Here is a 25,775-nt window from a genome sequence, read left to right on the forward strand (position 1 = left end):
GTTAGTTACCTATCGTAAACTGTTTCTAAAAACTGCAAACTATATTAATCCTTCATCCGCAAAGCTAAAATACGCTTTTTCGGTAATTATTAAATGATCTAATAGTTTTATATCTAAAGTTACACCTGCTTGTTTTATTTTTTGAGTTAGTTGTTTATCGGCATTACTAGGTTGCAATTTACCAGAAGGATGATTATGACAAACAATCATAGCAACAGAAGCTAACTCTAATGCTTGTTTAAACAATAAGCGAATATCTACAATTGTGGCTGTTAAACCTCCTTTACTTATTTGATTTTTTGACAATACTTTATTGGAGTTGTTCAAAAAAAGTACCCAAAATTCTTCGTGTTCTAAATCTCCAATTAGTGGCTGCATAATACTAAAGCCATCTTTACTACTCGTAATTTTAAGTTTTTCTAAAGCTACTTCTAATTGCCTCCTTTTCCCTAATTCTAAAGCAGTTATAATTGCAATAGCTTTAGCCTCTCCAATTCCTTTAAATCTCATCAATTTCTCAACAGATATTTTTGCTAAAGCATTAATATTTCCATTTACGGATTGTAAAATTCTTTTAGACAATGCTACTGCACTTTCTTCTCTATTACCAGAACCAATTAAAATAGCTATTAATTCTGCATCAGACAACACATTTTTTCCTTTTGATAAAAGTTTTTCCCGAGGTCTATCATCTAAAGCCCAAGATTTTATTGTGAGTTTTTCCATAGTTCATATTTTTATAAATGTAGTAAAATGATAATTTAAAAAAGAAAAATCTTTTAAAAGAAGTCATTACAGACTTTTGTATATTTGTTGTCTATTTCTATATTTTAAATATGAAAATTATAATAGCTGGTGCTGGAGATGTTGGTTTCCATTTAGCAAAGCTACTTTCTTACGAATCTCAAGACACTTACATCATAGACTTTGATGGAGAAAAATTAAACTACTTAAACAATCATTTAGACGTTATTACCAAAAAAGGTGATGCTACCTCTATTAAGCTTTTAAAAGAGATAGGTATTGACTCTGCCGATTTATTAATTGCTGTTACAGATAGCCAAAATACTAATTTTACTATTTCTGTAATTGGTAAATCTTTAGGCGTAAAAAAGACAATTGCTAGAATAGACAACCCTGAGTTTCTACACAATTGTGAAGTAGATTTTCAAAAATTTGGTTTAGATTTTATGATTTCTCCTCAAGAGCTTGCTGCTAATGAGATTAAGATGTTATTAAATCAATCTTCTTTTAATGATACTGTAGAATTTGAAAATGGTCTTTTTAATGTAATGGGTACAGCATTAACCTATAAATCTCCTTTGGTAGATTTAACGGTTAAGGAAGCGAAACAAAAGTTTCCTAGTGTAGATTTTATAACCATTGCAATTAAAAGAGAAAATGTTGCGCAAACTATAATTCCTAGAGGAGATACAACTTATAAAGTCGATGATCAAGTGTATTTTTCTGTACCAAATTATAGCATGAAAGATTTGCACCCAATTATTGGAAGTAAACAGGCTACTATTAAAAACGTAACAATTTTAGGCGGAAGTAGTATTGGAGAAAAAACGGCTAGAAATCTTTGTAAAGACAATTTTAAAGTAAAATTGATTGAAAAAAACAGAGAAAAAGCAGAACTTCTTGCTGAAGAATTAAGCAATACCTTAGTAATAAATGGTGATGGTAGAGATTTAGAGTTATTAGAAGAAGAAAATATTAGAGAAACAGATGCATTTATTGCGGTTACCGGAAACTCTGAAACCAATATTATGTCTTGTTTGGTTGCTAAATCTAAAGGAGTAAAAAAAACAATTGCTTTGGTTGAAAACATGGATTACATAGATATTTCACAAACCATAGGAATACAATCTCTGATAAATAAAAAATTGATTGCTGCCAGTAATATATTTAAGCATATTAGAAAAGGTGAAATTTTAGAGTTAGCCAATCTGCATAATATAGATGCAGAAGTTTTTGAATTTGAGGTAAAAGCCAATGCTAAAGTTACAGAAAAACCAATTAGAGATTTACGCTTTCCTCGAGAAGCAGTATTTGGAGGAATTATTAGAGATGGAAAAGCATTAATGTCTTTTGGAGATATGCAAATTCAAAATGGCGATAAAGTAATTGTTTTCTGTTTACCCGAAGCTATATCAACTGTAGAGCGTTTATTTAAATAATAATGGGGTCTTTAAATTTTAAAATAATTTATCGCTTTTTAGGCATTACTGCAGTTCTTAACGGTCTGTTTATGTTTATCGCATTTCCTTTTAGTTACTTTAATGATGAAAATGAAGCTTGGGGAATTCTAAACGCAGGAATAATTACTGTTTTTATTGGGCTTCTACTTTATTTTTTTAATAAACCTAAAAGTACTAATATTCAAAAAAAGAAGGATATTTAATTGTTACTTTAGGGTGGTTAACATTATCTATTACAGGTATGTTACCTTATTTATTATCTGGAGCAATCCCTAATATTTCTAACGCTTTTTTTGAAACAATTTCCGGGTACTCCACAACAGGTTCTTCAATACTTATAGATATAGAATCTATGCCAAAAGGAATCCTTTTCTGGAGAAGTGCTACACATTGGATTGGAGGAATGGGAATTATCGTTTTAACAATTGCCATATTACCTCTTTTAGGAATTGGAGGTATGCAACTTTTTATGGCTGAAGCACCAGGACCATCTGCAGATAAATTACATCCCAGAATTACTGATACAGCAAAACGCTTATATTTAATTTATGTTTTATTAACTTTTGCTCAATTCTTTTTACTTAGGGTAGCGGGCATGACTTGGTTCGACGCAATAAATCATGCAATGGCAACTGTAAGTACTGGAGGGTTTTCAACTAAAAATAGTAGTGTAGCTTTCTATAATAATATGCCTTTCGTACAATATATTATCATCTTTTTTATGTTAGTTGCTGGTACCAATTTTGTACTGAACTACTTTGCACTTAAAGGTAAGGTTCAAAAGGTTTTTCAGAGTGAAGAATTTAAATACTATTTATTTGGAATTTTAGGTGTTTCTGTTATAATTGCTATTTTGATCATCTTTTTTCAAGATCCTAATTTGCACACTACGATAGCACACCCAAAAGTATTTGGCAATGTAGAAAGCGCAATAAGACATGCATTATTTATGGTAACTTCTGTTGTTACTACTACAGGTTTTGTTACCGCAGATTTTACAATGTGGAGTTTCTTTGCAACTGGTATTTTCTTCGCGCTATTCTTTACAGGAGGTTCTGCGGGTTCAACTAGTGGAGGAATTAAAGTTGTAAGGCATATTGTAATGTTAAAAAATAGTTTTTTAGAGTTTAAAAAAGCATTACACCCAAATGCAATTATCCCAGTAAGATATGATGGTAAATCAGTAAGTCAAACGATTGTTTTTAACATATTGTCTTTCTTTATTATTTACATGCTTATCTTTATAACATCGTCTGTAATATTAACTTTTTTAGGCCTAGATTTTTTATCTGCTTTAGGAGCCGCTGCTTCTTCTTTAGGTAATATTGGTCCTGCATTAGGCTCTGTAAGTCCTGTTGATAATTTTGCACATTTATCTAACGCAGCAAAATGGTTTTGCTCTTTTTTAATGTTAATTGGTAGACTAGAATTATTTACTGTATTAATCTTATTTACTCCATTTTTTTGGCGTAAGAACTAGAAATTATTCTTTTATTATGAAAAAAACTAAAATGTTATATAAAACTATTGAAGATAAAACTATTACTTGGTTTGAAGACAATAATCAATATTTGGTTTTAGAAAACACTACTGCTGACATTATAAAAAGGTTAAAAAAGGGAATTGGCGTTAAAAAAATTGCTGAAGCATTAGCTAAAAAAATATCAGTTCCAATTGATAAAACAATTGATTTTGTTATAAACATAGAACAGAATTTTTGTTTAGAAAAAGACAAAACATCTTCAAAAATAGTTAATGATAATAGAGATATTAAAAGACCTGAGAAATTTGATTTTATAAAGTATTATAAAATCAATAATATCGTTTTTAAAATATCTTATTTAAGCGAAAAAGAACTTTCTTTTGTGCACCCAAAATTTGCACATTTGGTTATTGAAGAAGCAACTGAACATCATAATGAATTTGATGTTTTTATCCATCATAACTATATTTTTCTATTTGTAAATAATACGTTTATAGATTCTTGGAGTAGACAAGAAATTCATTTTTTTCAAGGAAAATTTTCTATGGAGTTAATTCAGAAAATTCATAAAAAAGAAGAAAATGAGTGGTTAGGAATTTTTCATGCTTCCGCAATTAGTAATGGCGAAAAATCAATGCTTTTTTTAGGAGATTCAGGCAATGGTAAAAGTACTTCTTTAGCACTTCTACAAGCAAACGGATTTACTTGTTTAGCAGACGATTTTGTACCAATAGATGTAAAAAAACAAGAAGTTTATAGTTTTCCTGCTGCTATTTCAATTAAAAAAAATAGTTTAGAAACTTTATTACCAATTTATCCCGAATTAGAAACTTCTGCTGAATATTACTACAGGAGATTAAATAAAATTGTACGATATTTAAAACCGAATAACACTAATTTTTTTGCTCATTTACCTTGCAATGATTTGGTATTTATAAAATATGAAAAAGACGCAGAATTAACTTGTAAAAAAATCTCAAAAATTGATGCTTTTCAACAATTAGTTCCTGATTCTTGGTTGTCATCAAAACAAGAAAATGCAAAAATTTTTCTAGATTGGTTTGAAGACTTAAACTGTTATCAACTTATCTATTCTAAAAACGAAAAAATGATAGCGACTGTAAATAATCTTTTCAATAATGAATTATAAAGAAACGCTTTTTTTATTGGAAAATGCCTAACAATCAATCATGAACAACATAATAAAATTTTAGTTGAAGAACAATTAAAATTAGATAATTTAGATTGGGATTCTGTTGTAAAAGTAAGTACAAGCCATTATGTTTTTCCTGCTTTGTATTGCAATTTAAAAAGAGCTAACTTTCTTCATTATTTACCTGAAGACCTAGTTGCTTACATGAAACATATTACTAATTTAAATAGAGAGAGAAATCAGCAAATAATAATACAAGCAAAAGAGATTAACGAACTGTTATTAAAGAATAACATCACTCCTATTTTCTTAAAAGGAACAGGAAATCTTTTAGAGGGTCTTTATGAAGACGTTGCAGAAAGAATGGTTGGTGATATTGATTTTATAGTTTCGAAAGAAGATTATCAAAAAACAATTGATATTATGCATGATTTTGATTATCATAAAGTAGATAAAAAAGGTTATGGATCTTTTGATTTTAAACATTATGATAAATTAAAAAGAGAAGGTAAAATTGCAGCTATAGAAATTCATAAAGAATTATTAAAAGAAAAATATGCAGATGAATTTAACTACAATTTTATAATTAATGATATTCAAGTAATCAATAAGATTAATGTTTTAAGTTTTAAAAATCAACTATCATTAACAATAATTGCAATTCAGATCAATGATAATGGATTACATTTTAAATCTATGGCACTAAGAAATGGTTATGATGTATTTTTACTTTCTAAGAAAACGAGTGTAAAAAGTGCTTTTTTAAAATTAAATAAGTTACAACATCCTTTAAATTGTTTTATCGCAATTAGCAATATAACATTTAATAATATAAAAACACTTTCTTATAATAAAACAATTGAAACTGAAAAATATTTAAGAATATTTTTAAAAAACCTTAATGTTTCTACAAAAAATAAATTTATAGTAAAAACAATTTCTTTAAAATTATTTATATGGAATAGTATTTTAGTCTTTAAAAAATCAATATTTGATAGAGTACTTAGAAAAAGCTTAATAAAAAAAATTTTTGATAAATCTTGGCGAAAAGAAAAACTAATTCAATTAGGTCTTAAAAAATCTTAGACTAAACGTTTAACCTCTTCAAAATCTAATCCGCCATAATTACCAGAACTCATTAATACAACCGCAGATTTCTCTAAATTTTGACTAAACAAAAAGTCTTTAAATTCTTGCGGATTTGTATAAATAATTAAATCGTCTCTTTCAAAAGCACTTGCAATTTGTACTGAAGAAACTTCTTCTAATTGTTTAATTTTAACTGCATGAGGAGAATAAAAAACTACAGCTTTGTCTGCAGCATCTAAAGCACCATTATATTCTGCTAAAAACTCTGCATTTAAACTTGAATAAGTATGCAATTCTAAACAAGCCACAACTGTTCTCTCAGAATATTGCTCTTTTACTGCTTTTGTAGTTGCAGCAACTTTACTTGGCGAATGGGCAAAATCCTTAAAAATAACCGTTGAATTATTTTCAACAATCTTTTCTAAACGTTTACTTGCTCCTGCAAAACTAGCAATAGCTTCATAAAAATCATCTTCATCAACTTGCATATGCTGACAAATCCATTTTGCGCCTGCCAAATTTTGCAGATTATGTTTTCCGAAAACTTCTAATGGTAGATTTCCTTCATTCGTTTCTAAATACGTTATTCCGTTTTCTATAAAATGTTTTGGTGTTTCATAAGGATATTTTTTAATATGGTTTTCTGATGATTCTACAACCTCTTTTACATTCTCGTCTTCTACATTATACACCATACTTCCTCCATTTACCATAGAATCTGTAAATATCGAAAACTGCTCTTTATAATTTTCAAATGTTGGAAAAACATTAATATGATCCCAAGCAATACCACTTAATAAAGCAATATTAGGTTTATATAAATGAAATTTAGGACGCATATCTATTGGTGAACTTAAATATTCATCACCTTCTAAAACAATAAAATCGTTTTCTTCGGTTAAATGAACCATCGTTTCAAAACCATCTAATTGTGCTCCAACCATATAATCTACTGCTTTGTCATGATAATTTAAAACATGTAAAATCATAGAAGTAATGGTTGTTTTACCGTGAGAACCACCAATTACAACACGTGTTTTATCTTTAGATTGTTCAAATAAAAACTCAGGATACGAGTAAATTTTCAAACCTAATTCTTGCGCTTTTAACAATTCTAAATTATCAATTTTTGCATGCATTCCTAAAATAATAACATCTAATTCTGATGATATTTTCTCTGGAAACCAACCAAATTTTTCTGGCAATAAGCCATATTTTTCTAATCTAGATTTAGACGGATCGTGAATTGTGTCATCACTTCCAGAAATTTGGTATCCTTTTTGGTGTAAAGCAATTGCTAAATTGTGCATTGCACTTCCTCCAATAGCAATAAAATGAATGTTCATATACAAGAATTATAAAAAGTAAAAATACAAAAGCTAGTAATAATATTGATTATATTTAGAACGAAACTCAATTAAAGATTCACTTAACGAACTCAAACGACTCGTTTACTAATTCTTAATTGTAATATTAACTGATTTAAGCGTGCTTTGAAAGTACCAAATCTATTGATTATGAAAAAAATTACAACAATTATATTAATGATTATCCTATTTTCTACAACTATAAATGCTCAAAACAACTTTAATAACCAATGGTTAGAAGTTGAAAAATTGGAAGTTGATGGTTTGCCTAAATCGGCATTAAAAATTGTAGAAAATATTTACAATATAGCTGATAAAGAAAATAACTCTCCACAGCTAATAAAATCGCTTTTTTACAAAAGCAAGTTCGCATTAACTTTAGAAGAAGAAGCTCAATTAAAAGTAATAAAAAACGTTAAAAAACACATTTCGAAAAGTACTTTTCCAACCAAGAATGTTTTAGAAAATATATTAGCCAATTTATATTGGCAATATTTTACTCAAAATAGGTATAAATTTTACAACCGAACAAAAACTGGGAACAAAGTAGATGTTTCAGATTTTAGAACTTGGGATTTAAATACTCTTTTTAAAGAAATTCATAACTATTTTAATGCTTCATTAGAGAATACCGAAAAACTTCAAAAAGTTGAAATAAATGAATTTTCTGATATTTTACAAATTAATAAAGACTCAAAAATTTACAGACCTACTTTATTTGATTTTTTAGCAAATAACGCACTACAATTTTATAAATCTTCAGAAACTACAATAACAAGGCCTTCATATAAATTTAGCATTAACAACCCTATTTATTTGAGTGAATCTTCAACATTTTCTAAAACAAAAATCACCTCAAAAGATAGCTTATCTTTAGAATTGAACGCATTAAAAGTATATCAAAAATTAATTGGTTTTCATAAGAAAGAAAACAACAAAAATGCACTTGTAGAAATTGATATTCAAAGATTAAATTTTATATATCAACAAGCAATTTTTAAAAACAAAGAAAGCAGTTTACAAACTACATTAAAAACCTCTAGAAATTTAATTAGAAACCATGTATCAAGTGGTTTATATGCTTTTGAAATAGCTCAATTTCAAAAAAATAAAGCCAATAATAAGAAAGCACTTTTAATTTGTAATGAAATCATCAAACAATTCCCTAAAAGTTTAGGCGAAAAGAAGTGTTCAATTTTAAAAAAACAAATTACACAAAAAACCCTTTCAATTATTGCAGAAAAATACATTCCTGTTGATAAATATTCTAGATTATTAATCAACTATAAAAATATTGATAATCTTTTTTTTACTGCTTATAAAATCACTCAAAAACAACAAATAGAATTTCATAAAATTTACAAGTTTCAAGACAAAAAAATTCATCCAAAAATTAGAAAAAACACACTCTTGGAAACATAAATTAAGAAATGAAGAAGATTATCTACAGCATAATACAGAAGTAATTGTTCCAAAATTTAGTAACGGAAACTATTTAATTTTTGCATCTGAAAGTGGTCGTTTAGAAGAAAAATTAATTTACGGCACGACTACTATTCAAGTAACAAACTTAGTTTTAATTGAAAACAATTTTGAAAATAAATATAATTATCAAATTGTAGATCGAAATACTGGAAAACCTATAAAAAAAGCTTCTATTCTTATTAAGAACAGTAACAAGAATCGAAATAACAAAACTATAAACAAAAGCCTCGTTACAGATAAAAATGGTTTTGCCTCTTTTAAAAGTAAAAACAATTATAACAATGTAAAAATTAAAGTAAAAACAAAAAATGATACTGCTACTTTTGGTGATTTTTACCTTTATAAAAACAGAAACTATAGCAATAATAAAAATGAAAACGTAATTATTAAACCTTTTATTTTTACTGATAGAAGTATTTATAGACCTGGACAAACTCTTTACTTTAAAGCTATCGTAATTAAAAAGCTTGGAGATAAATCTGAAGTTTTTAAAAATGAATATGTAGAAATTACTCTAAAAGACGTTAACAACCAAGTAATAAAAACTCTTGACTTAAAATTAAATGACTTTGGTTCTATTGCTGGAGAATTTATAATTCCTAATAATGGATTAACAGGTGAGTTTTCTTTAGAAATTGATGAAAGCATTGAACATGATAGCAGTTTTTATGAAAATGAAGAATATGATTTTCTTAGTCACTCAGAATCAATTTCTGTAGAAGAGTACAAAAGGCCAAAATTCGAAACAGAATTTAAACCCGTTACAGAAAGTTTTAAAATTAACGATTCTATTACAATTAAAGGTTTTGCTAAAGCTTTCTCTGGCGCCAATATTACTGATGCAAAAGTAGTTTATAGAATCCATAGAAAAGTACAATATCCTATTTGGTATTCTTGGAGAAGGCCAAATATGAACTCTAATTCTCAAGAAATTTCTCATGGAGAAAGCAGCACTGATGCTTCTGGTAATTTCTCTATAAAGTTTAAAGCAGTTCCGGATGAAAACATTTCAAAAGAAAGTTTACCCGTTTTTACTTATGAAATTACCGCGGATGTTACAGATATTAATGGAGAAAGTCGCTCTGCAACTTCAAGTATTAAAGTTGGTTATCATTCTCTATTAGCAACTATTTCTATGGATGATAAAATTGATAAAAAAGAAAACGAAACCATAATTAAAATTGATTCAAAAAACTTAAATGGTGAGTTTGTTACTGCTAAAGGAAACATTAAAATATACAAATTAGAAGTACCAAAATCTGTACAAAGAAAAAGGCCATGGTCAGCTCCAGATTATCAGGATATTTCTGAGAACACGTTTAGAACTTTGTTCCCTCATGATCCTTATACAGAAGATGAAAATAATGAAAAGAACTGGAAAAAAGGAAAACTTGTTTTCTCTGAAAATTTTGACACTTCAACATCAAAAGAAATTCCTTTAAATAATACAAAAAACTGGTTTTCTGGGAAGTACATTGTTGTTTTAGAAAGTAAAGACAAATTAAATCAAACAATAAAAGACGAAAAAAGAATTATACTTTTTTCTACGAAAGAAAAAGAAGTTGCAGACAATAATTTGTTTACAATAAATACGAATAAAACCACCTATACAGTTGGTGAATTTGTAGCATTACAAATTGCTTCAGCCTCTAAAAACATGTCAGTTATTATTCAAGTTGAAAAGAATCATAAAATTATAGATACCCAAATCATTAAATTAAACAATCAATCAAAAACAATTAAAATCCCTATTAAAAAAGAAGATATTGGTGGTTTTGCTATTAAATATCACTTTGTAAATTTTAATTATTTTGAAAGCGGAAATTTGCTAATTAATGTTCCTGAAAAGCAAAAGTCTATAGAAATTTTTACCAATATTTTTAGAAACAAATTACAACCAGGGCAAGATGAAACTTGGAGTTTCACTATAAAAAACGACAAGAACGATGCAGTTGCTACTGAGATATTAGCCTCAATGTATGATGCTTCTTTAGATGAATTTAAAGGACATAATTGGCAATTTAACCCAATAACACCAAAACCAAGCTATTCTTCTTATGCTATTAGTAATGCACATAAAAGTTTTGATAATAATTATTTTAATATTAGAAATAACCAAAGATCATATTATGATTTCCCAACATTAAAAAAAGAAACTTATAATTGGTTTGGATTTAATTTAAATACCAATAGATGGATAAACCAACAGTATTTAAGAACCTTAAAAAGAAAAATAAATAGTACTAGACAAAATTTTGATACAACAATTACTGGAAACATCACAGATAATGAAGGAGAACCTTTACCTGGAGTTTCAATTCTAATTAAAGGAACAATGTTTGGAACAGAAACAGATTTTGATGGTAATTATACAATTAACATTAAAAAAAATGATACTCTAATTATTACGTATTTAGGCTATAAGAATCGAGAGGTTAAAATTAGGAACAATACAATTTTAGATATTAAACTAGTAGAAAGCTTAGATTCACTAGATGAAGTTGTTGTAACGGCAATGGGTATTAAAAGAGCAAAAAGAGAAACTGTTTACCAGACCGAAGTATTAGAAGACAGTTTTAATGGAAAAATAGCTGGCTTAAACACAACTAAAAGCACTATTCTTTTAAGAGGGACAAAGTCCTTTACAGCTGGTAATAATAACCTAATTATAATTGATGGTATAATTTCTTCTCAAGATCAATTAGACAAATTAAACCCTAAAAACATTAATAATCTTAATATATTAAAAGGAGCAAATGCTACTGCTTTATATGGTTCTAAAGGGGCAAACGGCGTTATTTTAATAACAACAAAAAATGGACAATCAAAATTAAACAAAGCCTTATCTAAAGTACAAGCACGTAAAAACTTTAAAGAAACTGCTTTCTTTTATCCAAAATTAAAAACAGATAAAAATGGTAAAATTAGTTTTTCATTTACAATGCCAGAAGCGCTAACTAGATGGAAACTACAATTAGTAGCACATACAAAAGGTTTAAAATCAGCCACTAAAACATTGCAAACTGTTACTCAAAAAGAATTAATGGTTGTGCCAAATGCACCACGTTTTTTACGTGAAAAAGACACGATTACATTAAGTACAAAAATAACCAACTTAACAAATAATCAATTAAGTGGTTTTGCAAAATTGATTTTAACGGATGCTATTTCTGGAAAAGAAATAAATACCGAATTACAAAACACGATTTCTAACAAGAAGTTTATAGTTAATAAAGATGAAAACACGAACGTTTCTTGGACATTATCAATACCAGAAAACATACAAAGTGTACAATATAAAATTGTTGCAAAAGCAGGTGATTTTTCTGATGGAGAACAAAATGTTTTACCTGTTTTAACAAACAGAATATTGGTTACAGAAACGATGCCAATGTGGGTTCGTAATAAGCAAACAAAAACTTTTACGTTAAACAAATTGAAAAACAACACCTCATCAACTTTAAAAAACCATAAACTTACTTTAGAAATAACATCAAATCCTGTTTGGTATGCTATTCAGTCTTTGCCTTATTTAATGGAATATCCGTATGAATGTGCAGAACAAACGTTTTCTAGATATTATGCTAATACGTTGGCTAGTTTTATAACGAATTCAAACACTAAGATTCGAGAAGTATTTAATGCTTGGAAATCTTCGGGTGCTTTATTATCTAACTTAGAAAAAAATCAAGAATTAAAATCGTTAATTATACAGGAAACACCTTGGTTAAGAGACGCGCAATCAGAAACGGAACAAAAGAAAAGAATTGCTTTATTATTCGATTTAAATAAAATGAAAAACGAACAAGACAAAGCGCTACATAAATTACAAAATATACAGATGAATTCCGGTGGTTTTTCTTGGTTTAAAGGCAGTAAATATGAAAGTATTTTTATTACACAACATATTGCAACTGGTTTTGGGCATTTAAAAAAAATAGGGGTTTCTGATTTTAGTACATCAACAAAAAAAATGATTGAAAAAGTTGTAGAATTTTTAGATACTAAATTGGTAGATAATTATTCTAAACTATTAAAAAAAGCTTCAGAAATAAAAGAAAAATCAAAAAATAAAAAAGAAGGAGATAAAGCGTATCAAAAATATTTAGCAAAAAACAACTTGAGCTATTTTACCATTCAGTATTTATATATGAGAAGTTTTTATAATTCAGTTTCATTGAATGATAAAACAAAAACTGCTGTTGATTATTACCAAAATCAATCTGCTAAATATTGGAATGCATATAATTTATACGCAAAAGGACAAATTGCTTTGTCATTATATAGAAGCGGTAAAAAAGCTGTTGCAAATAAGATTTTAAAGTCTTTAAAAGAAAATGCTATTACTTCTGATGAATTAGGAATGTATTGGAAAAGCAACAAATCTGGTTATTACTATTATGAAGCTCCTGTAGAAACACAGGCTTTAATGATTGAAGTTTTTTCAGAAATAGAAAATAATCTTAACGTTATTGATAACCTTAAAATTTGGTTATTAAAAAACAAGCAAACCAATGGATGGAAAACAACCAAAGCAACAACTGAAGCTGTTTATGCGTTACTATTAAATGGTAGTGATTGGATTTCGGTTACTGAAATGGTAGACATCAAGGTTGGTGATAAAACGATTCATCCATCACTAATGGATACTATTAAGGTTGAGGCTGGAACTGGTTATTTTAAAACTTCTTGGAAAAGAGAGGAAATAACACCGGAAATGAGTGAAATTACCATCAATAAAAAAGGAACCGGAATTGCTTGGGGAGGTTTGTATTGGCAATATTTTGAAGATTTAGATAAAATAACTTCTGCTGAAACACCTTTAAAATTAGATAAAAAACTGTTTTTAAAAATTAATTCTGAATCTGGGAAAGAATTAATAGCAATTAATAATAAGTTGCAATTAAAAGTAGGTGATTTAATTACTGTAAGAATTGAGTTGCGCTCAGATAGAGATATGGAATTTATTCATATGAAAGATATGAGATCTTCAGGAGTAGAACCTATAAATGTACTCTCAAAATACAAATATCAAGACGGTTTAAGTTATTACGAAAGCACAAAAGATGCTGCAACCAATTTCTTTTTTGATCGTTTAACAAAAGGAATTTATGTTTTTGAATATGATGTTAGAGTAAATAATACTGGAAATTTCAGTAACGGAATTACAACAATACAAAGTATGTATGCACCTGAGTTTAGTAGCCATTCCAAAGGTGAAAGAATTATTGTTAAAGAAAAGTAATTTTGGCATATTTGTTGTCAAATAATTAATATTAAAACAAATTATAATTATGAAGAAAATAATAGTAGGTTTAAGTTTATTTATTGGTTCTATTTGTACAATAAACGCACAAGAAATTGCAGACAATGCAATTGGATTACGTTTTGGAGGTGGAAATGGAGTTGGAGGTGAAGTTTCTTACCAAAAAGCTTTAGGAGAAAATAATCGTTTGGAAGTAAACCTAGGTTTAGCAAATGAATTTACAAATTTTAAAGCAACAGGTTTGTATGAATGGGTTTGGAGTTTAGAAGACCAGTTTAATTGGTATGCAGGTTTTGGTGGTGGAATTGTTTCTGCTAATGGAACTGGAATTTATGGGGCTGGTGTTATAGGAATTGAGTATAATTTTAATGCTCCAGTTCTACTTTCTATTGATTATAGACCAGAAATTGGTATTGCTGGTGGTTTGGATGGATTAAATTCAGACATTGCTTTATCTGTTAGGTATCAATTTTAAGGTGTTTTTAAATAATTATCAACCTTCTCTAACCCTCTATTTACCATAGGGGGTTTATTGCCCTGTATTTAAAGTATTGCTTATTATTCTAATAACAATAGAATAAAAAATTAAAAACAGGTTCTACTTTAGTCATGTATATAGTATTATTCTTAAAAAAATCTTTAACCTTTTTCGTAGGTAAAGTAAGTCAATAAGTTTTGAAATTTATAAACTGATATTAATATAGCTTAAAAATTATTGAAATATTATTAGTAGTACCTGATATACATTAGTTCGAATTCATAGATTTTAAAAACACTTCTTTTGTAATTCTAAGTTAAGTAATAATACTTTTTATAAGATTATTTACTAAAACTCCAAATATAGGATGTATTGTTAACTTAATATAGACGAATGACAGTCATCCTTTGTGAATGTATACTTAACAACAGAAGTATATTTGATAAACTAAATTAAAGATAAAAAAAACATTTGTATCCTAAATTTGCTCAATAATTAAAATTTTTAGCCTACAATGGATAAACAAATAAACTCAATTCAGAAAATAAAGTATTTATTCTTTAAAAATTTAATAACTAAACCTATAATTTGCAAATTATTTAACAATTTATTTGGTTTATCAATTTATTTCCTTATATTAGATGCGTATTTAAGTTTAACCCCCAAAACATATACCATATGAATTCCCCTATCTACAAGTTAAGTAATCTTCTTAACCACATACAGCCATAGATCTTATTATGCTTTTTCAAATCTAAATTATATTTAGAATCCTTTACAAGGAAAACATGTAGCCTTATATTTAATAATATTAAATATAAACTTCTATAAAATTAATAAATACCCTTATTGTAATTAAAATAAATTATCATGACAAATACTAAGAAGTCCCCCAAACTTTTACTTTTCGTAATTTTTATTCTTATCACTAATATTCACGCTCAAATTCAATATGAAAGTATATTTGATTCTCAAAACGATCTTTTAAACATTAATCAATATTTTTCTTCTGAACCAATTTTCACAGATGAAACTTTAAACGAAAGTGACTCGATAGATTCTTCAATGAATGATACTTCTAAAGGCGAATCTATCAAAATTAACTTAAATAAAAAGGCTGCAGACCCTTGTACAGATGGTGCAATAGTAGGAACTCCAACTTTAAATGATACTGATGGAGATGGAGTTAATAACGTATGTGATTTAGATGATGACAATGATGGTATTCTAGATGAAGATGAAGCTTGTTCAAACTCAGTTACTAGTTTTCCAAATGCAGAAAAGGGATATTTATTTCAAGGAAATCCAACTAATGTTTATTTAGTTAATCTTGATACTGGAACTTCTACACTTCATCAATCATTAAACTATTATATAAATGGTGTAACTGTAAATGAAGATGATGGAATGTTTTGGGCAATAAATAAATCAGAAAACAAGGTTGTCTTGGTAGATCCTTTTACATTTAATATAGTAGACACGATAAATGTTACTGATTCTGCTGTATCTGGAGCTTATGACCCGATTAAAAAACAATATGTTACTGCAACTAGTAGTTTGGTCCAAGTATTTGACGGTGATCCAGATTCACCTACTTACAAAACAGAAGTAACATCATTTGCTAGATCAGGAGGTAATTTAATCGATCTAGGTTACAACACTTCTGACGGTGCTATTTACGGTTTAAAAAACAGTTCTAATGAGCTTCACAAAATAGATACTACCAATGAAACCGCAACAGTTGTTGGAAATGTTACTAACTTACCTTCTGGTAGTTACGGAGCTATCTACACTACTTTAGATGGTAACTTTTATATGAGTAATAATAATACAGGTGTTATCTATCTTATGGAATTAAGAAATGGTTTATCAGCAACTGTATTTTCAAATGGCCCTGCTTCTGGTACAAATGATGGAGCAAAAGTTTTAAGTGTAGATACCTCAGGTAATCAAGTATGTTTAGACACAGATGATGATGGTTTATCAAATTCTTTAGATTTAGATTCTGATGGTGATGGTGTTTATGATGTTGTAGAAGGAGGTGGTGTTGATGCTGATAATGATGGTATGTTAGATGGAACTGGTTTCGATTCGGAAGGAAAAGTAACAGGAGGAACCGGTGGTTATTCAGGTTCTACAGGTTCTGAGAATCAAGCTCATCAAATGACAGTTACTACAACTCCTTCAGATCAAACTGCAAGTTATGGTGACGCCGTATCTTTTACAGTTGTTGCAACAGCAGATCAAGCTACTAATTATTTAAATGGAAGTCCTGTATATGGTACTCCCGGAAATGCAACAAATAGAATTGAATATCAATGGTATCGTGGAAATCCAGATACTGATGGAGTCATTTTAACAGATACTGGCGTATATTCTGGCACTAATACTGCAACTTTAAATATTAGTTCATCTACAGGATTGTATACAAATAGATATTATGTAAGGTTAACGCATTTAGATAATGATTTTCTTAAAGAAACAGAAAATGCTCAATTAATTGCAAACCCATGTGACTCTGTTGCATCTGGTAATCCAGATAATGATGGTGATGGTGTTTCTGATAGTTGTGATGATGATGATGATAATGATGGAGTATTAGATAGTAACGAATGTAAAGTTATCTACAACGAAACTCCTTTTTCTCTTGTTGATGGTAATTCTGTTAACTTTACTTTAGATAATGTAGGAAGTAGCTTTTTATTAGATGTTACTTATTTAGATAATAGCTTTAATATTACTATTAATGGAACTTCATTAACTACTGAAGAAATTCAATTTCAAGAAAGTGGTACTCCTACTGGTCAAAATATCCGTTTTAAAGATGGAACTAAATGGGGAGAAAGCGGAATTCCACAAGTATATTCTTATGGAGATGATATAGATGAAGACACGCCAATAATAAGATTTGAAATAGATGAAAATTTAAATGTAGTTATGTATTCAAGTAAAGAGGCAAATGGTCCACTTTACGAACTAGAATTATTTAATGGGAATAGTTTTAATGCTATTAATTGGAACTCAAATGCTAGTAATGATTTTGTAGTTTCCCAAGTGGTAACAGGACCTACATATATGACAGGTAGAGTTTATGGCACAAGATTAGATTGTGATATTGATCAAGATGGTATAGAAAATAAATTTGAATTAGATTCTGATAATGATGGTTGTTTTGATGTTACTGAATCTAAAGGAGTAGATCTTAATGGAGATGGTATTTTAGATGGAACAGGAATTGATAGTAATAATGGTAGAATAATAGGAAGTTCGGGAGCATATAATGGTTTAACAGGTAACGAAACATTAGCAAATAAAGTTAGTATAACATCAGCACCTATTAACCTTAGCGTAACTAAAGAAGAGACTGCTACTTTTAACGCAACTGCTGTGTCTTCTACAGCAACATCTTATAGTAGCTCAATACCGGTTTATGGTAGCATTGGTAATGATGATGCTAATATTACATATCAATGGTATATTGGAGACCCAAATAATGGTGGAGAAGCTATAATTAACGAAGGAATTTATTCTGGAGCTGACACAGAAACTTTAGAAATTGAAATTGTAAGTGGTTTAAATAATATTGATTATTATGTTGAAGTAGGTAATATAAACTCTTGTGATAAAGAAACTGCTTCTGCTACATTAACTGTTACAGCACCAGCAATAAATACAACAAATCTTATTATAAGTCAGTATATAGAATCAGATTTAGGAACAGCTCCAAGAGGAATAGAAATTTTTAATCCAACTACAGGAACTTTTGATTTCTCCAACAATAACGTATACATCAATGTAGCTTCTCAAGGTAATATTTCTAATTACATAAATGAATTAGTAATTAACTCTGGAACTCTAAAAGCTGGGGAAGTATTACTTGTTGGTTCTTCTGAAATAGAAGATTACTTAATAGAAAACAAATTTTCATATGTAACTTTTATAGAACATAATTTCACTTTTGATGGTGATGATACAATTATTTTATCTAATTCGGCAACCAATGGAGGTACTATTTTTGATATGTTTGGAGAATTAACTGCAACAGATCCAGGAGATTCTTGGTCTGGTGGAGGTATAGAAACTAGAAATTGTAATTTAAGTATTAGAGATTATTATAATGACAATCAGTTTTTTACATCTGGTAGTGTTTCTGGTTGGTCTAACCCAAGTTCTAGATACGTACAAACAAGCTCTAATCCTTCAGGAACAAGAGGGTTAATAGGTTGTGGAGAAGCACCAACAAGAAATGTATGGGTAGGAAACGATAGTGATGATTTTCATAAAAAAGGAAATTGGAAAAATAGTTCAAGAAGAAATTTATTTTGCGATAATATTACTATACCAAATTCAGGTGTTACAAATTATCCAACATCTTATAGTCCTATAACTGTTTCAGATATAAAATTTAAATCTGGAGGTAAATTGAAAAACTTATCAACTTGTACTAGTCGAATTAGATATGAAAGAGAAACTTCATCAACTAATTGGTATTATATTGGATCTCCTTTAGCTGGTCATGTTTTTGATGATGATTTTGTAAGTGCAAATAACATTCCAACAGCTGGAACAGATAGAGCAATTGCAGAATATGTTACACCTACAGATACATGGAATTATTTACAAACCGGAGAGGTATTAACAACAACTGTAGGTACTGGATATTCTATAAAAAGAGATTTAACAGATGCTCCAATAACTTTTATAGGTACAATGAATACTGAAAATGTAACATGTGCTGTTCATAAAACTGGTTGTGGTTATAATTTAATATCAAATCCATATACAACAAATATTCGAGCAAGGGATTTACTAGAAGAAAATACTGCTAACTTAGTTATGGAAGCTGTTTGGCTTTGGAATCAAGCAGAAGATAATTATGAAGTCTTTGTAGCTGCAGATGATTTAATAATAGCTCCAACACAAGGTTTCTTAGTAAAAGCTAGAAACAATGCTAATATTACAATTAATAAAAATAGTCGTTGTAACTCTTGTACTGGTAGTTTCCAGAAGTCTACAAAGTCAGAAGTTAAACTAAAAATGACAGACGGAGATAAAAATAGAATCGCAAAAATTTATTATAATGATGATGCTACCACTGGTTTTGATAATGGTTATGACGGACGGACTTTTCATGGTATACCAAATCCATTAGACATTTATACTTATTTATTAACTGATAGTGATTTTTCTGGGTTTAATAGTGCTGGTATGAAATTCCAAGTGCAATCTTTACCAAATTCTAATTATGAAACTATGGTTGTGCCTATCGGAATTACAGCAGAAGCTAATAAAGAAATTGTTATAGAAGCTGATATTAACAACTTACCTTCTGGAATAAAAGTTTTCCTAGAAGATAGAGTTAAAAATACCTTCACAGATTTATCTGAAGGAAACTTTACTATTACTTCGGATACTGCTTTAAACGGAATAGGTCGTTTTTATATACATACTAAATCAAAAGTTTTAAGCAATGAAAACATAGAATTGAATCCTGATTTTGTAAACGTTTACAATACACCTGAAAACATTTTAACTATTGTAGGTTTACAAGATAATGTTAATGTAAAACTATTTTCTATCGAAGGAAAAGAAGTATATAAAACAGCAATAAAAACTACTGGAGTAAGTGAGTTAAATTTACCAAAACTAAATAATGGTATTTATATAGTAAGTTTAGAATCTAATAAAGTACAATTATCTAAAAAAATTATAATCGACTAGTTATAAAACAAATAATATACATTAAAATGGAAAACACTAACGACAAACAAAAAGAAATTACAAGAAAAGAAGCATTAAAAAAACTTGGGAAATATGGAAAATATGCAGCTCTTACTGCACTTGGTACATATATCGTTTTAAATCCTAAAAAAGTACAAGCCTTTAGTGGTGGACCAGCTATACCTGGTGAAGGTTGGGGAAATTAGATAAATTAAACTACTTTTTTAAATTATATTTACATCTAACTTACTAATAATGGATTATAAAGAAACATTGTTTTTTATAGCTAAATGTTTAACTATTAACCATGAAAAACATAATCTAAATATTATAAAAAAACTGTTAGAATCCCATTCTATAGATTGGGATTCTGTTGTTAGAATAAGTACAAGTCATTACGTTTTTTCTGCTTTATATTCTAATCTTAAAAAAGCAAAATTACTAGATTTTTTACCATCTGATTTGGTTGAATATATGCAACATATTACAAACTTAAACCGAGAAAGAAACTTAGGTATTAAAAATCAAGCAAAAGAATTAAACCAACTTTTAATTAACAACAATATAAAGCCCATTTTTTTAAAAGGTGTAGGGCATTTATTTGATAACTTATATGCAGATGTAGGAGAAAGAATGATTGCAGATATTGATTTTATTGTATCTAAAGATGATTATTTTAAAACAATAAAACTTGTAGAAAATTTTGGTTATACTAAAGTTGAAAAAAACAAACATCATTCACCTTCATTTAAACATTACCCAAGACTTCAAAAAGAAAATTGTTATGCTGCAGTAGAAATACATAAAGAACTACTTATAGAAAAATTTGCTAGCGAACTTAATTACAAGATTATTAAAAAAGAACACTTAGAATTAAATAAACTTAAAGTCTTAGGTTATAATGACCAATTAGTATTATCAATTCTATCTAATCAAATAAATGATGATGGTTTCTACATAAAAAACCTAACTTTAAAACACGCATATGATGCCTTTTTATTATCAAAAAAAACGAATACAAAAAAAGCCATTCAAAAATTTAATAAATTAAAACACCCTCTAAACTGTTATTTAGCTAGTAGTTATCAAGTTTTTAATAAAATTGAAACATTAGCATATGATTCTTCTGTGAAAACTGAAAAATATTTAAGCCTTTTTAATAAATATTTAGTAGATCATAAGAAACGAAAGAGAGATTATAAAAGAATAAAATATAAATTATACCTAATTAGGAAAAAAGATTTTATACTTAAAATTATTTTTTATAAAGAATATAGAAATTGGTTTATAAACGATTTTTTAATAAAATTAAATCTTAAAAAATTAGCTTCTTAAATGTTTTTTTCTTTTTTTACTTGCTTTTGCTATTGAGTTATATTCTAATGCCAAATTTAACCAATAATATAAATCCACATCTAAATCGTAAGCATCTTCATTTAAAAAAACATAGCTTTCATAGGTCTTCCTGTAAAGTTCATTTCTTTGCAACCTTGTTTAGTAATAGATTCTTCATAAACATTAGGGTTTATTCTTGCCATTATCTCATCTCGAATAACCCCTACACACATTTTATTATCAATTATAAAACAGATACCTCAAAACATTTTTTTCGAAAATAAAATGCTTTTATACATAAAAAAAGAGAGATCCTATCTGCTAAAAACTCGTTATAAGCCTTATTATTTTTTTGGTGGATAGGTGTTTAATATCTGCTTAATAATTTCTTTATAATGAAGTTCTTTATCATTTGGACTTCTACTTTCTTTAATTTTAGATTTTAAAAAAGCTTCCCAAATTACCTCATCTGTTTTTGAGCTTACATACTCAATTTTAAACTCTTCTAATAACTTTTTAGAACCAATAGGTAAACCGCCAGAAATACCAAACCCACCATTTCCAACTCCAATTCCTATCGAGTTATTATTTTCTACTTCAATAACATTAGACACCACATTTATATAAAAATCTGGTTTTTCGGATTTAGCAAAACCTTTTACTTTTAGTTGTTTATTTATAGAATAAATAACTCTTTTTATATCTAAATCACTCAAGTCATTACCTACATTTTTAAAATAGTTATAGGTTTTAAAAGTAGAGAAATCGATTTTATTATCATAATCTGTAATAACTTTAGCAGTTGAACAGCTAAAAAAAGAAACAACAAAAAGATTTTGCTAAACTTCATTTAATTACTTTTTTTCTCTATTATAACTACCCTTGTTGGTGTATCTTTTCCGTTAATAATACTCTTAGTACCTTTAGCTACTGCTTGAATTGTTTGAGTTATTACTGTCATATTTAAAGTTTCTGCTTCATCAGATAATTGATGATAGTCTTTATCCTTATCAATAGCTGTAGTAGAAAAAGTGTGCGATGGCACACCTAAACGAGCTAAAGAAGCATTGTCTGATCTAAAGAATAAATTAAACTTTAGGTATGGATCTGCGAATAACTGGTAACCAGACCCTTTTAAATTTTTTTGAACAATTTTACCAAAATCAGAACGTTCAAAACCTGTTAACCAAGCTGTATTTGGCCCTGAAGTTGGAGTTTTTCCTATCATTTCTAAATTTATACCTGCAACAAATTTACTCGCGTCAATGCCTTTTCCAAAATGAGTAGATCCAATTAAACCCATTTCTTCTGCAGTAAAAGCGGCAAAGACTATCGTTCTTTCATTACCAACCTTTTTAAAATATTCTGCTAAAGCCAAAACACCAGTTACACCAGATGCATCATCATTTGCACCATTATAAATTTTATCTTCACCACTTTTTTTCATACCTAAATGATCATAGTGTGCAGAAATTATAACATATTCATCTTTTTTACTTTTGCCCTCTAATACTCCTATAATATTAGCACTTGTAATCACACTTTTACTTCTTCTAGGAGTAAAACTAAAGGTTTGTCTATAACTATCTAAACCTTCAAAATTTGTTAAACCTATTCTCTTAAATTCATTTTCAATATATTTTGCTGCTTTTTCAATACCTGGTGTACCAGACTTTCTACCTTCCATTTCATCAGAAGCAAGAGTATATAGGTGTTTTTTAACTGTAGCAGAATCAATAAAAAATCGATTCTCTACCATCTTTACCTTTGTAGGCTTTATTGTTGGTTTCTTAATATTCTTTGTACTATCACAAGAAATTAATAAAGTTGTTGCAGCAAATGCTATAAATATATTTTTCATTTTTTTCGATTTTTAAAAGGATAAATATAGCGAATATATTTTCGTATTTTTGTTCAAAATTAAACAAATGATTTTATCTGAAATTCCTAATATAAAACACACTAATTCTAATAACTTTTTTCTTTTAGCTGGACCTTGTGCTATAGAAAGCGAAGAAATGGCACTAAGAATTGCTGAAAAAGTTACAACTATAGCTGATAAACTAGAGATCCCATATATTTTTAAAGGTAGTTTTAAAAAAGCTAACCGAAGTAGAATTGATAGTTTTACTGGAATTGGAGATGAAAAGGCGCTAAAAATTCTGCGTAAAGTTTCTGAAACATTTAATGTACCAACAGTTACAGATATACATGAAGTTTCGGATGCTATAAAAGCTGCTGAATATGTAGATGTTTTACAAATACCAGCTTTTTTAGTTCGCCAAACAGACTTAGTGGTAGCTGCTGCAAAAACTGGAAAGGTTGTTAATTTAAAAAAAGGGCAATTTATGAGTCCAGATGCTATGAAACATGCTGTACAAAAAGTTAAAGACGTAGGTTCTAATAAAGCATGGATTACAGATAGGGGAACCATGTTTGGTTACCAAGACATGATTGTAGATTTTAGAGGGATTCCTGAAATGCGTGAGTTTGCCCCAACTATTTTAGATGTAACACATTCTTTACAACAACCTAACCAAAAAGCTGGAGTTACAGGAGGAAGACCAGAAATGATAGAAACCATAGCTAGAGCTGGTGTTGTAAATAATGTTGATGGATTATTTATAGAAACTCATTTTGATCCTGCAAATGCTAAATCTGATGGAGCAAACATGTTACACTTAGATAATTTAGAAAGTCTTTTAAGTAATTTAATTGCCATTAGAAAAACAGTAAATAATTTATAATTATTAAATAACATATTTTTAGACTCTTCAAATTTTTATAATTTGAAGAGTCTTTTTTTATAGATAAAACAAGGCACAATTATTGCTTATAAAAACTACCTTATAATTATTATGAACAAAATTTTATTCCTTTTTTTACTTTTTTCTTATTCAATTTCTGCACAAAATTTTAAGAAAACTGATAGTATTGTAAAAACATACCCAAGATTTTCTAAAGTTGAAAACTTAGCAAATAGAATAGAAAAGGATTTTTCTTCTGATACAGAAAAAGTAAGAGCAGCTTTTTTTGGTTAACAAAAAACATACGTTATAATCTAAGGCAATTATACAATCCTAAACAAAGAAGTTATCGTTTTAGTTATTCTTCAGAAGAAGAAAAGAAACAAAAAATGCAATCTTTAATCGATGAATTAGTAAACAACGCTTTTAGAAATAAAACAGGTGTTTGTGAAGAATATGCACAATCATTTAAAAAAATATGCGATTTATTAAATATAAAATCTGAATTAATAAAAGGTTCTGTTAGAACTGATGCAAATGATATAGCTAATATTCAAGATCCTAATCATGTATGGAATGCTGTAAAAATTAATAATAGATGGATTATTATTGATGTTACTTGGGCAGCTGGATATGAATATAATAGAAAATGGATTCGAAAATTTAATGATTATTATTTTGACATTCCGATTCAGAAAATATTTAAAACACATTATCCAGAAAGCAGATTGTGGGCTTTAAGAATAGGGAGAATGAGTTTACAAGAATTTTATGATCAACCAATTTTTGGCCGGCAATTTTTAGTAAATAATTTAGAGGTTTTATCTCCAAATAAAGGAAAAATAACAATAAATAAATCTGATTTTATAAAAATAAAAATCAATAATTTAAAAGATAAAAAAGTAATATATAATTTTAGTGGTAATAGTATTGCTCAAAAACCTACAATTTTAGTTGATAAAAACATTTCATTATTATCTTTAAAAAACCCGAAAAGAAATTGTATTCTTTTTATTTATTTAGAAAACGAAATAGCTTTACAATATAAAGTAGTTCTTAAATAATTACTTTTTTTATAAAAACCGGCTTCTTTTTTTCGAAGGCTTCTGCTAAAACGGTAAGTAAAATTTCTTCATTAATATCTTCTAAATTAGAATATCTTAGAGATTTCACTACTTTTCTATTATCCGAAATTAAGAACTCATTATACTTTGTTAAATGCGCAGAAACCCAAAAAACGACATCTACATATCCTTTCTTTTTAGATGCATTTAAATAACAAAAAGGTTTATTATTGAGGTAATAAAACGGAATTTTCCATTTAAATTTTAAATCGACTTCAGGAAAAGTACTTTCTATTAATATCTGTAAATGTATTAAAATAGACTTAAAAGGTTCAGGTTGATTTAAAATGTATGCTTCAGCAGGTTTCATTTTTTGTATATTA

General features: G+C 28.1%; 17 protein-coding genes and 2 pseudogenes. 14 read left to right on the forward strand and 5 right to left on the reverse strand.

Features of this window, described 5'->3' with window-relative positions; translation table 11 throughout:
- Window positions 1–39: 39 nt before the first annotated feature.
- Window positions 40–726 carry a RadC family protein gene (gene radC / locus N5A56_RS10190; protein ID WP_265725362.1) on the reverse strand — a complete coding sequence of 229 codons (687 nt, stop codon included), beginning with the start codon at window positions 724–726 and terminating at the stop codon, window positions 40–42.
- Window positions 727–836: 110 nt separating this feature from the next.
- Here radC and trkA point away from each other — a divergent pair, with 110 nt between their 5' ends.
- From trkA to N5A56_RS10210, 4 genes and pseudogenes are all read left to right on the forward strand, one after another.
- Entirely contained in the window at window positions 837–2,183 is a 1,347-nt protein-coding gene (gene trkA, locus N5A56_RS10195; RefSeq protein WP_265725363.1) for a Trk system potassium transporter TrkA, read from the forward strand.
- A gap of 2 nt (window positions 2,184–2,185) precedes the next feature.
- A pseudogene (locus N5A56_RS10200) lies at window positions 2,186–3,684 on the forward strand (TrkH family potassium uptake protein).
- A 16-nt stretch (window positions 3,685–3,700) separates the two neighbouring features.
- Entirely contained in the window at window positions 3,701–4,837 is a 1,137-nt protein-coding gene (locus N5A56_RS10205; protein WP_265725364.1) for a phosphoenolpyruvate carboxykinase (ATP), read from the forward strand.
- Between the two features lie 144 nt (window positions 4,838–4,981).
- The gene (locus tag N5A56_RS10210; protein ID WP_265725365.1) at window positions 4,982–5,926 is read left to right on the forward strand and encodes a nucleotidyltransferase family protein; all 945 of its coding nucleotides are present in this window, start codon (window positions 4,982–4,984) and stop codon (window positions 5,924–5,926) included.
- Here N5A56_RS10210 and N5A56_RS10215 read toward each other — a convergent pair.
- The gene (locus tag N5A56_RS10215; protein ID WP_265725366.1) at window positions 5,923–7,275 is read right to left on the reverse strand and encodes a UDP-N-acetylmuramate--L-alanine ligase; all 1,353 of its coding nucleotides are present in this window, start codon (window positions 7,273–7,275) and stop codon (window positions 5,923–5,925) included. The two genes, N5A56_RS10210 and N5A56_RS10215, sit on opposite strands and share 4 nt — an antisense overlap.
- Before the next feature lie 171 nt (window positions 7,276–7,446).
- Between N5A56_RS10215 and N5A56_RS10220 the strand changes: the two genes are divergently transcribed.
- The 7 genes and pseudogenes from N5A56_RS10220 (at window position 7,447) to N5A56_RS10250 (ending at window position 21,581) form a co-directional block, all read left to right on the forward strand.
- A complete protein-coding gene (locus tag N5A56_RS10220) occupies window positions 7,447–8,718 on the forward strand; it encodes a hypothetical protein (protein WP_265725367.1) in 1,272 nt (423 codons plus the stop codon).
- A 514-nt stretch (window positions 8,719–9,232) separates the two neighbouring features.
- Window positions 9,233–9,367: pseudogene (locus N5A56_RS10225) on the forward strand (hypothetical protein); the annotation flags it as partial.
- 324 nt (window positions 9,368–9,691) lie between these two features.
- Window positions 9,692–14,026 (forward strand): alpha-2-macroglobulin family protein, encoded by a 4,335-nt coding sequence (locus N5A56_RS10230; protein WP_265725368.1) that lies wholly within the window; start codon window positions 9,692–9,694, stop codon window positions 14,024–14,026.
- Window positions 14,027–14,075: 49 nt separating this feature from the next.
- On the forward strand, window positions 14,076–14,522 hold the full coding sequence (locus N5A56_RS10235) for a hypothetical protein (protein ID WP_265725369.1): 447 nt from the start codon (window positions 14,076–14,078) through the stop codon (window positions 14,520–14,522).
- Window positions 14,523–15,395: 873 nt separating this feature from the next.
- Window positions 15,396–20,246: a DUF6923 family protein gene (locus N5A56_RS10240; RefSeq protein ID WP_265725370.1), complete on the forward strand. Its 4,851-nt coding sequence runs from the start codon at window positions 15,396–15,398 to the stop codon at window positions 20,244–20,246.
- A 26-nt stretch (window positions 20,247–20,272) separates the two neighbouring features.
- A complete protein-coding gene (locus N5A56_RS10245; protein WP_265725371.1) occupies window positions 20,273–20,452 on the forward strand; it encodes a hypothetical protein in 180 nt (59 codons plus the stop codon).
- A 49-nt stretch (window positions 20,453–20,501) separates the two neighbouring features.
- Window positions 20,502–21,581 carry a nucleotidyltransferase family protein gene (locus N5A56_RS10250; RefSeq protein WP_265725372.1) on the forward strand — a complete coding sequence of 360 codons (1,080 nt, stop codon included), beginning with the start codon at window positions 20,502–20,504 and terminating at the stop codon, window positions 21,579–21,581.
- A 344-nt stretch (window positions 21,582–21,925) separates the two neighbouring features.
- On the opposite strand, the gene N5A56_RS10255 is transcribed toward N5A56_RS10250, so the two are convergent.
- Together N5A56_RS10255 and N5A56_RS10260 are read right to left on the reverse strand one after the other, a co-directional pair.
- Window positions 21,926–22,372: a DUF4136 domain-containing protein gene (locus N5A56_RS10255; protein WP_265726129.1), complete on the reverse strand. Its 447-nt coding sequence runs from the start codon at window positions 22,370–22,372 to the stop codon at window positions 21,926–21,928.
- A gap of 59 nt (window positions 22,373–22,431) precedes the next feature.
- Window positions 22,432–23,442 carry a M28 family peptidase gene (locus N5A56_RS10260; protein WP_265725373.1) on the reverse strand — a complete coding sequence of 337 codons (1,011 nt, stop codon included), beginning with the start codon at window positions 23,440–23,442 and terminating at the stop codon, window positions 22,432–22,434.
- Between the two features lie 67 nt (window positions 23,443–23,509).
- Between N5A56_RS10260 and kdsA the strand changes: the two genes are divergently transcribed.
- The 3 genes from kdsA (at window position 23,510) to N5A56_RS10275 (ending at window position 25,392) form a co-directional block, all read left to right on the forward strand.
- Complete coding sequence (gene kdsA, locus N5A56_RS10265) at window positions 23,510–24,328, forward strand: 3-deoxy-8-phosphooctulonate synthase (protein WP_265725374.1); 819 nt, start codon at window positions 23,510–23,512, stop codon at window positions 24,326–24,328.
- A 111-nt stretch (window positions 24,329–24,439) separates the two neighbouring features.
- On the forward strand, window positions 24,440–24,622 hold the full coding sequence (locus N5A56_RS10270; RefSeq protein WP_274270383.1) for a hypothetical protein: 183 nt from the start codon (window positions 24,440–24,442) through the stop codon (window positions 24,620–24,622).
- A gap of 95 nt (window positions 24,623–24,717) precedes the next feature.
- Window positions 24,718–25,392 (forward strand): transglutaminase domain-containing protein, encoded by a 675-nt coding sequence (locus N5A56_RS10275; RefSeq protein WP_337994787.1) that lies wholly within the window; start codon window positions 24,718–24,720, stop codon window positions 25,390–25,392.
- Here the strand turns inward: N5A56_RS10275 and N5A56_RS10280 are convergent.
- A complete protein-coding gene (locus N5A56_RS10280; RefSeq protein ID WP_274270384.1) occupies window positions 25,385–25,762 on the reverse strand; it encodes a DUF1801 domain-containing protein in 378 nt (125 codons plus the stop codon). The genes N5A56_RS10275 and N5A56_RS10280 overlap by 8 nt on opposite strands.
- Window positions 25,763–25,775: the final 13 nt, after the last annotated feature.

Source organism: Polaribacter ponticola, assembly GCF_026191475.2.
GTDB classification, from domain to species: domain Bacteria; phylum Bacteroidota; class Bacteroidia; order Flavobacteriales; family Flavobacteriaceae; genus Polaribacter; species Polaribacter ponticola.

Excerpts from the sequence above, each read along its gene's own strand:
- radC (WP_265725362.1), bottom strand. The coding sequence starts at position 726 with ATGGAAAAACTCACAATAAAATCTTGGGCTTTAGATGATAGACCTCGG.
- trkA (WP_265725363.1), top strand. The coding sequence starts at position 837 with ATGAAAATTATAATAGCTGGTGCTGGAGATGTTGGTTTCCATTTAGCA.
- N5A56_RS10205 (WP_265725364.1), top strand. The coding sequence starts at position 3,701 with ATGAAAAAAACTAAAATGTTATATAAAACTATTGAAGATAAAACTATT.
- N5A56_RS10215 (WP_265725366.1), bottom strand. The coding sequence starts at position 7,275 with ATGAACATTCATTTTATTGCTATTGGAGGAAGTGCAATGCACAATTTA.
- N5A56_RS10220 (WP_265725367.1), top strand. The coding sequence starts at position 7,447 with ATGAAAAAAATTACAACAATTATATTAATGATTATCCTATTTTCTACA.
- N5A56_RS10230 (WP_265725368.1), top strand. The coding sequence starts at position 9,692 with ATGAACTCTAATTCTCAAGAAATTTCTCATGGAGAAAGCAGCACTGAT.
- N5A56_RS10235 (WP_265725369.1), top strand. The coding sequence starts at position 14,076 with ATGAAGAAAATAATAGTAGGTTTAAGTTTATTTATTGGTTCTATTTGT.
- N5A56_RS10240 (WP_265725370.1), top strand. The coding sequence starts at position 15,396 with ATGACAAATACTAAGAAGTCCCCCAAACTTTTACTTTTCGTAATTTTT.
- N5A56_RS10245 (WP_265725371.1), top strand. The coding sequence starts at position 20,273 with ATGGAAAACACTAACGACAAACAAAAAGAAATTACAAGAAAAGAAGCA.
- N5A56_RS10250 (WP_265725372.1), top strand. The coding sequence starts at position 20,502 with ATGGATTATAAAGAAACATTGTTTTTTATAGCTAAATGTTTAACTATT.
- N5A56_RS10260 (WP_265725373.1), bottom strand. The coding sequence starts at position 23,442 with ATGAAAAATATATTTATAGCATTTGCTGCAACAACTTTATTAATTTCT.
- kdsA (WP_265725374.1), top strand. The coding sequence starts at position 23,510 with ATGATTTTATCTGAAATTCCTAATATAAAACACACTAATTCTAATAAC.
- N5A56_RS10270 (WP_274270383.1), top strand. The coding sequence starts at position 24,440 with ATGAACAAAATTTTATTCCTTTTTTTACTTTTTTCTTATTCAATTTCT.
- N5A56_RS10275 (WP_337994787.1), top strand. The coding sequence starts at position 24,718 with ATGCAATCTTTAATCGATGAATTAGTAAACAACGCTTTTAGAAATAAA.
- N5A56_RS10280 (WP_274270384.1), bottom strand. The coding sequence starts at position 25,762 with ATGAAACCTGCTGAAGCATACATTTTAAATCAACCTGAACCTTTTAAG.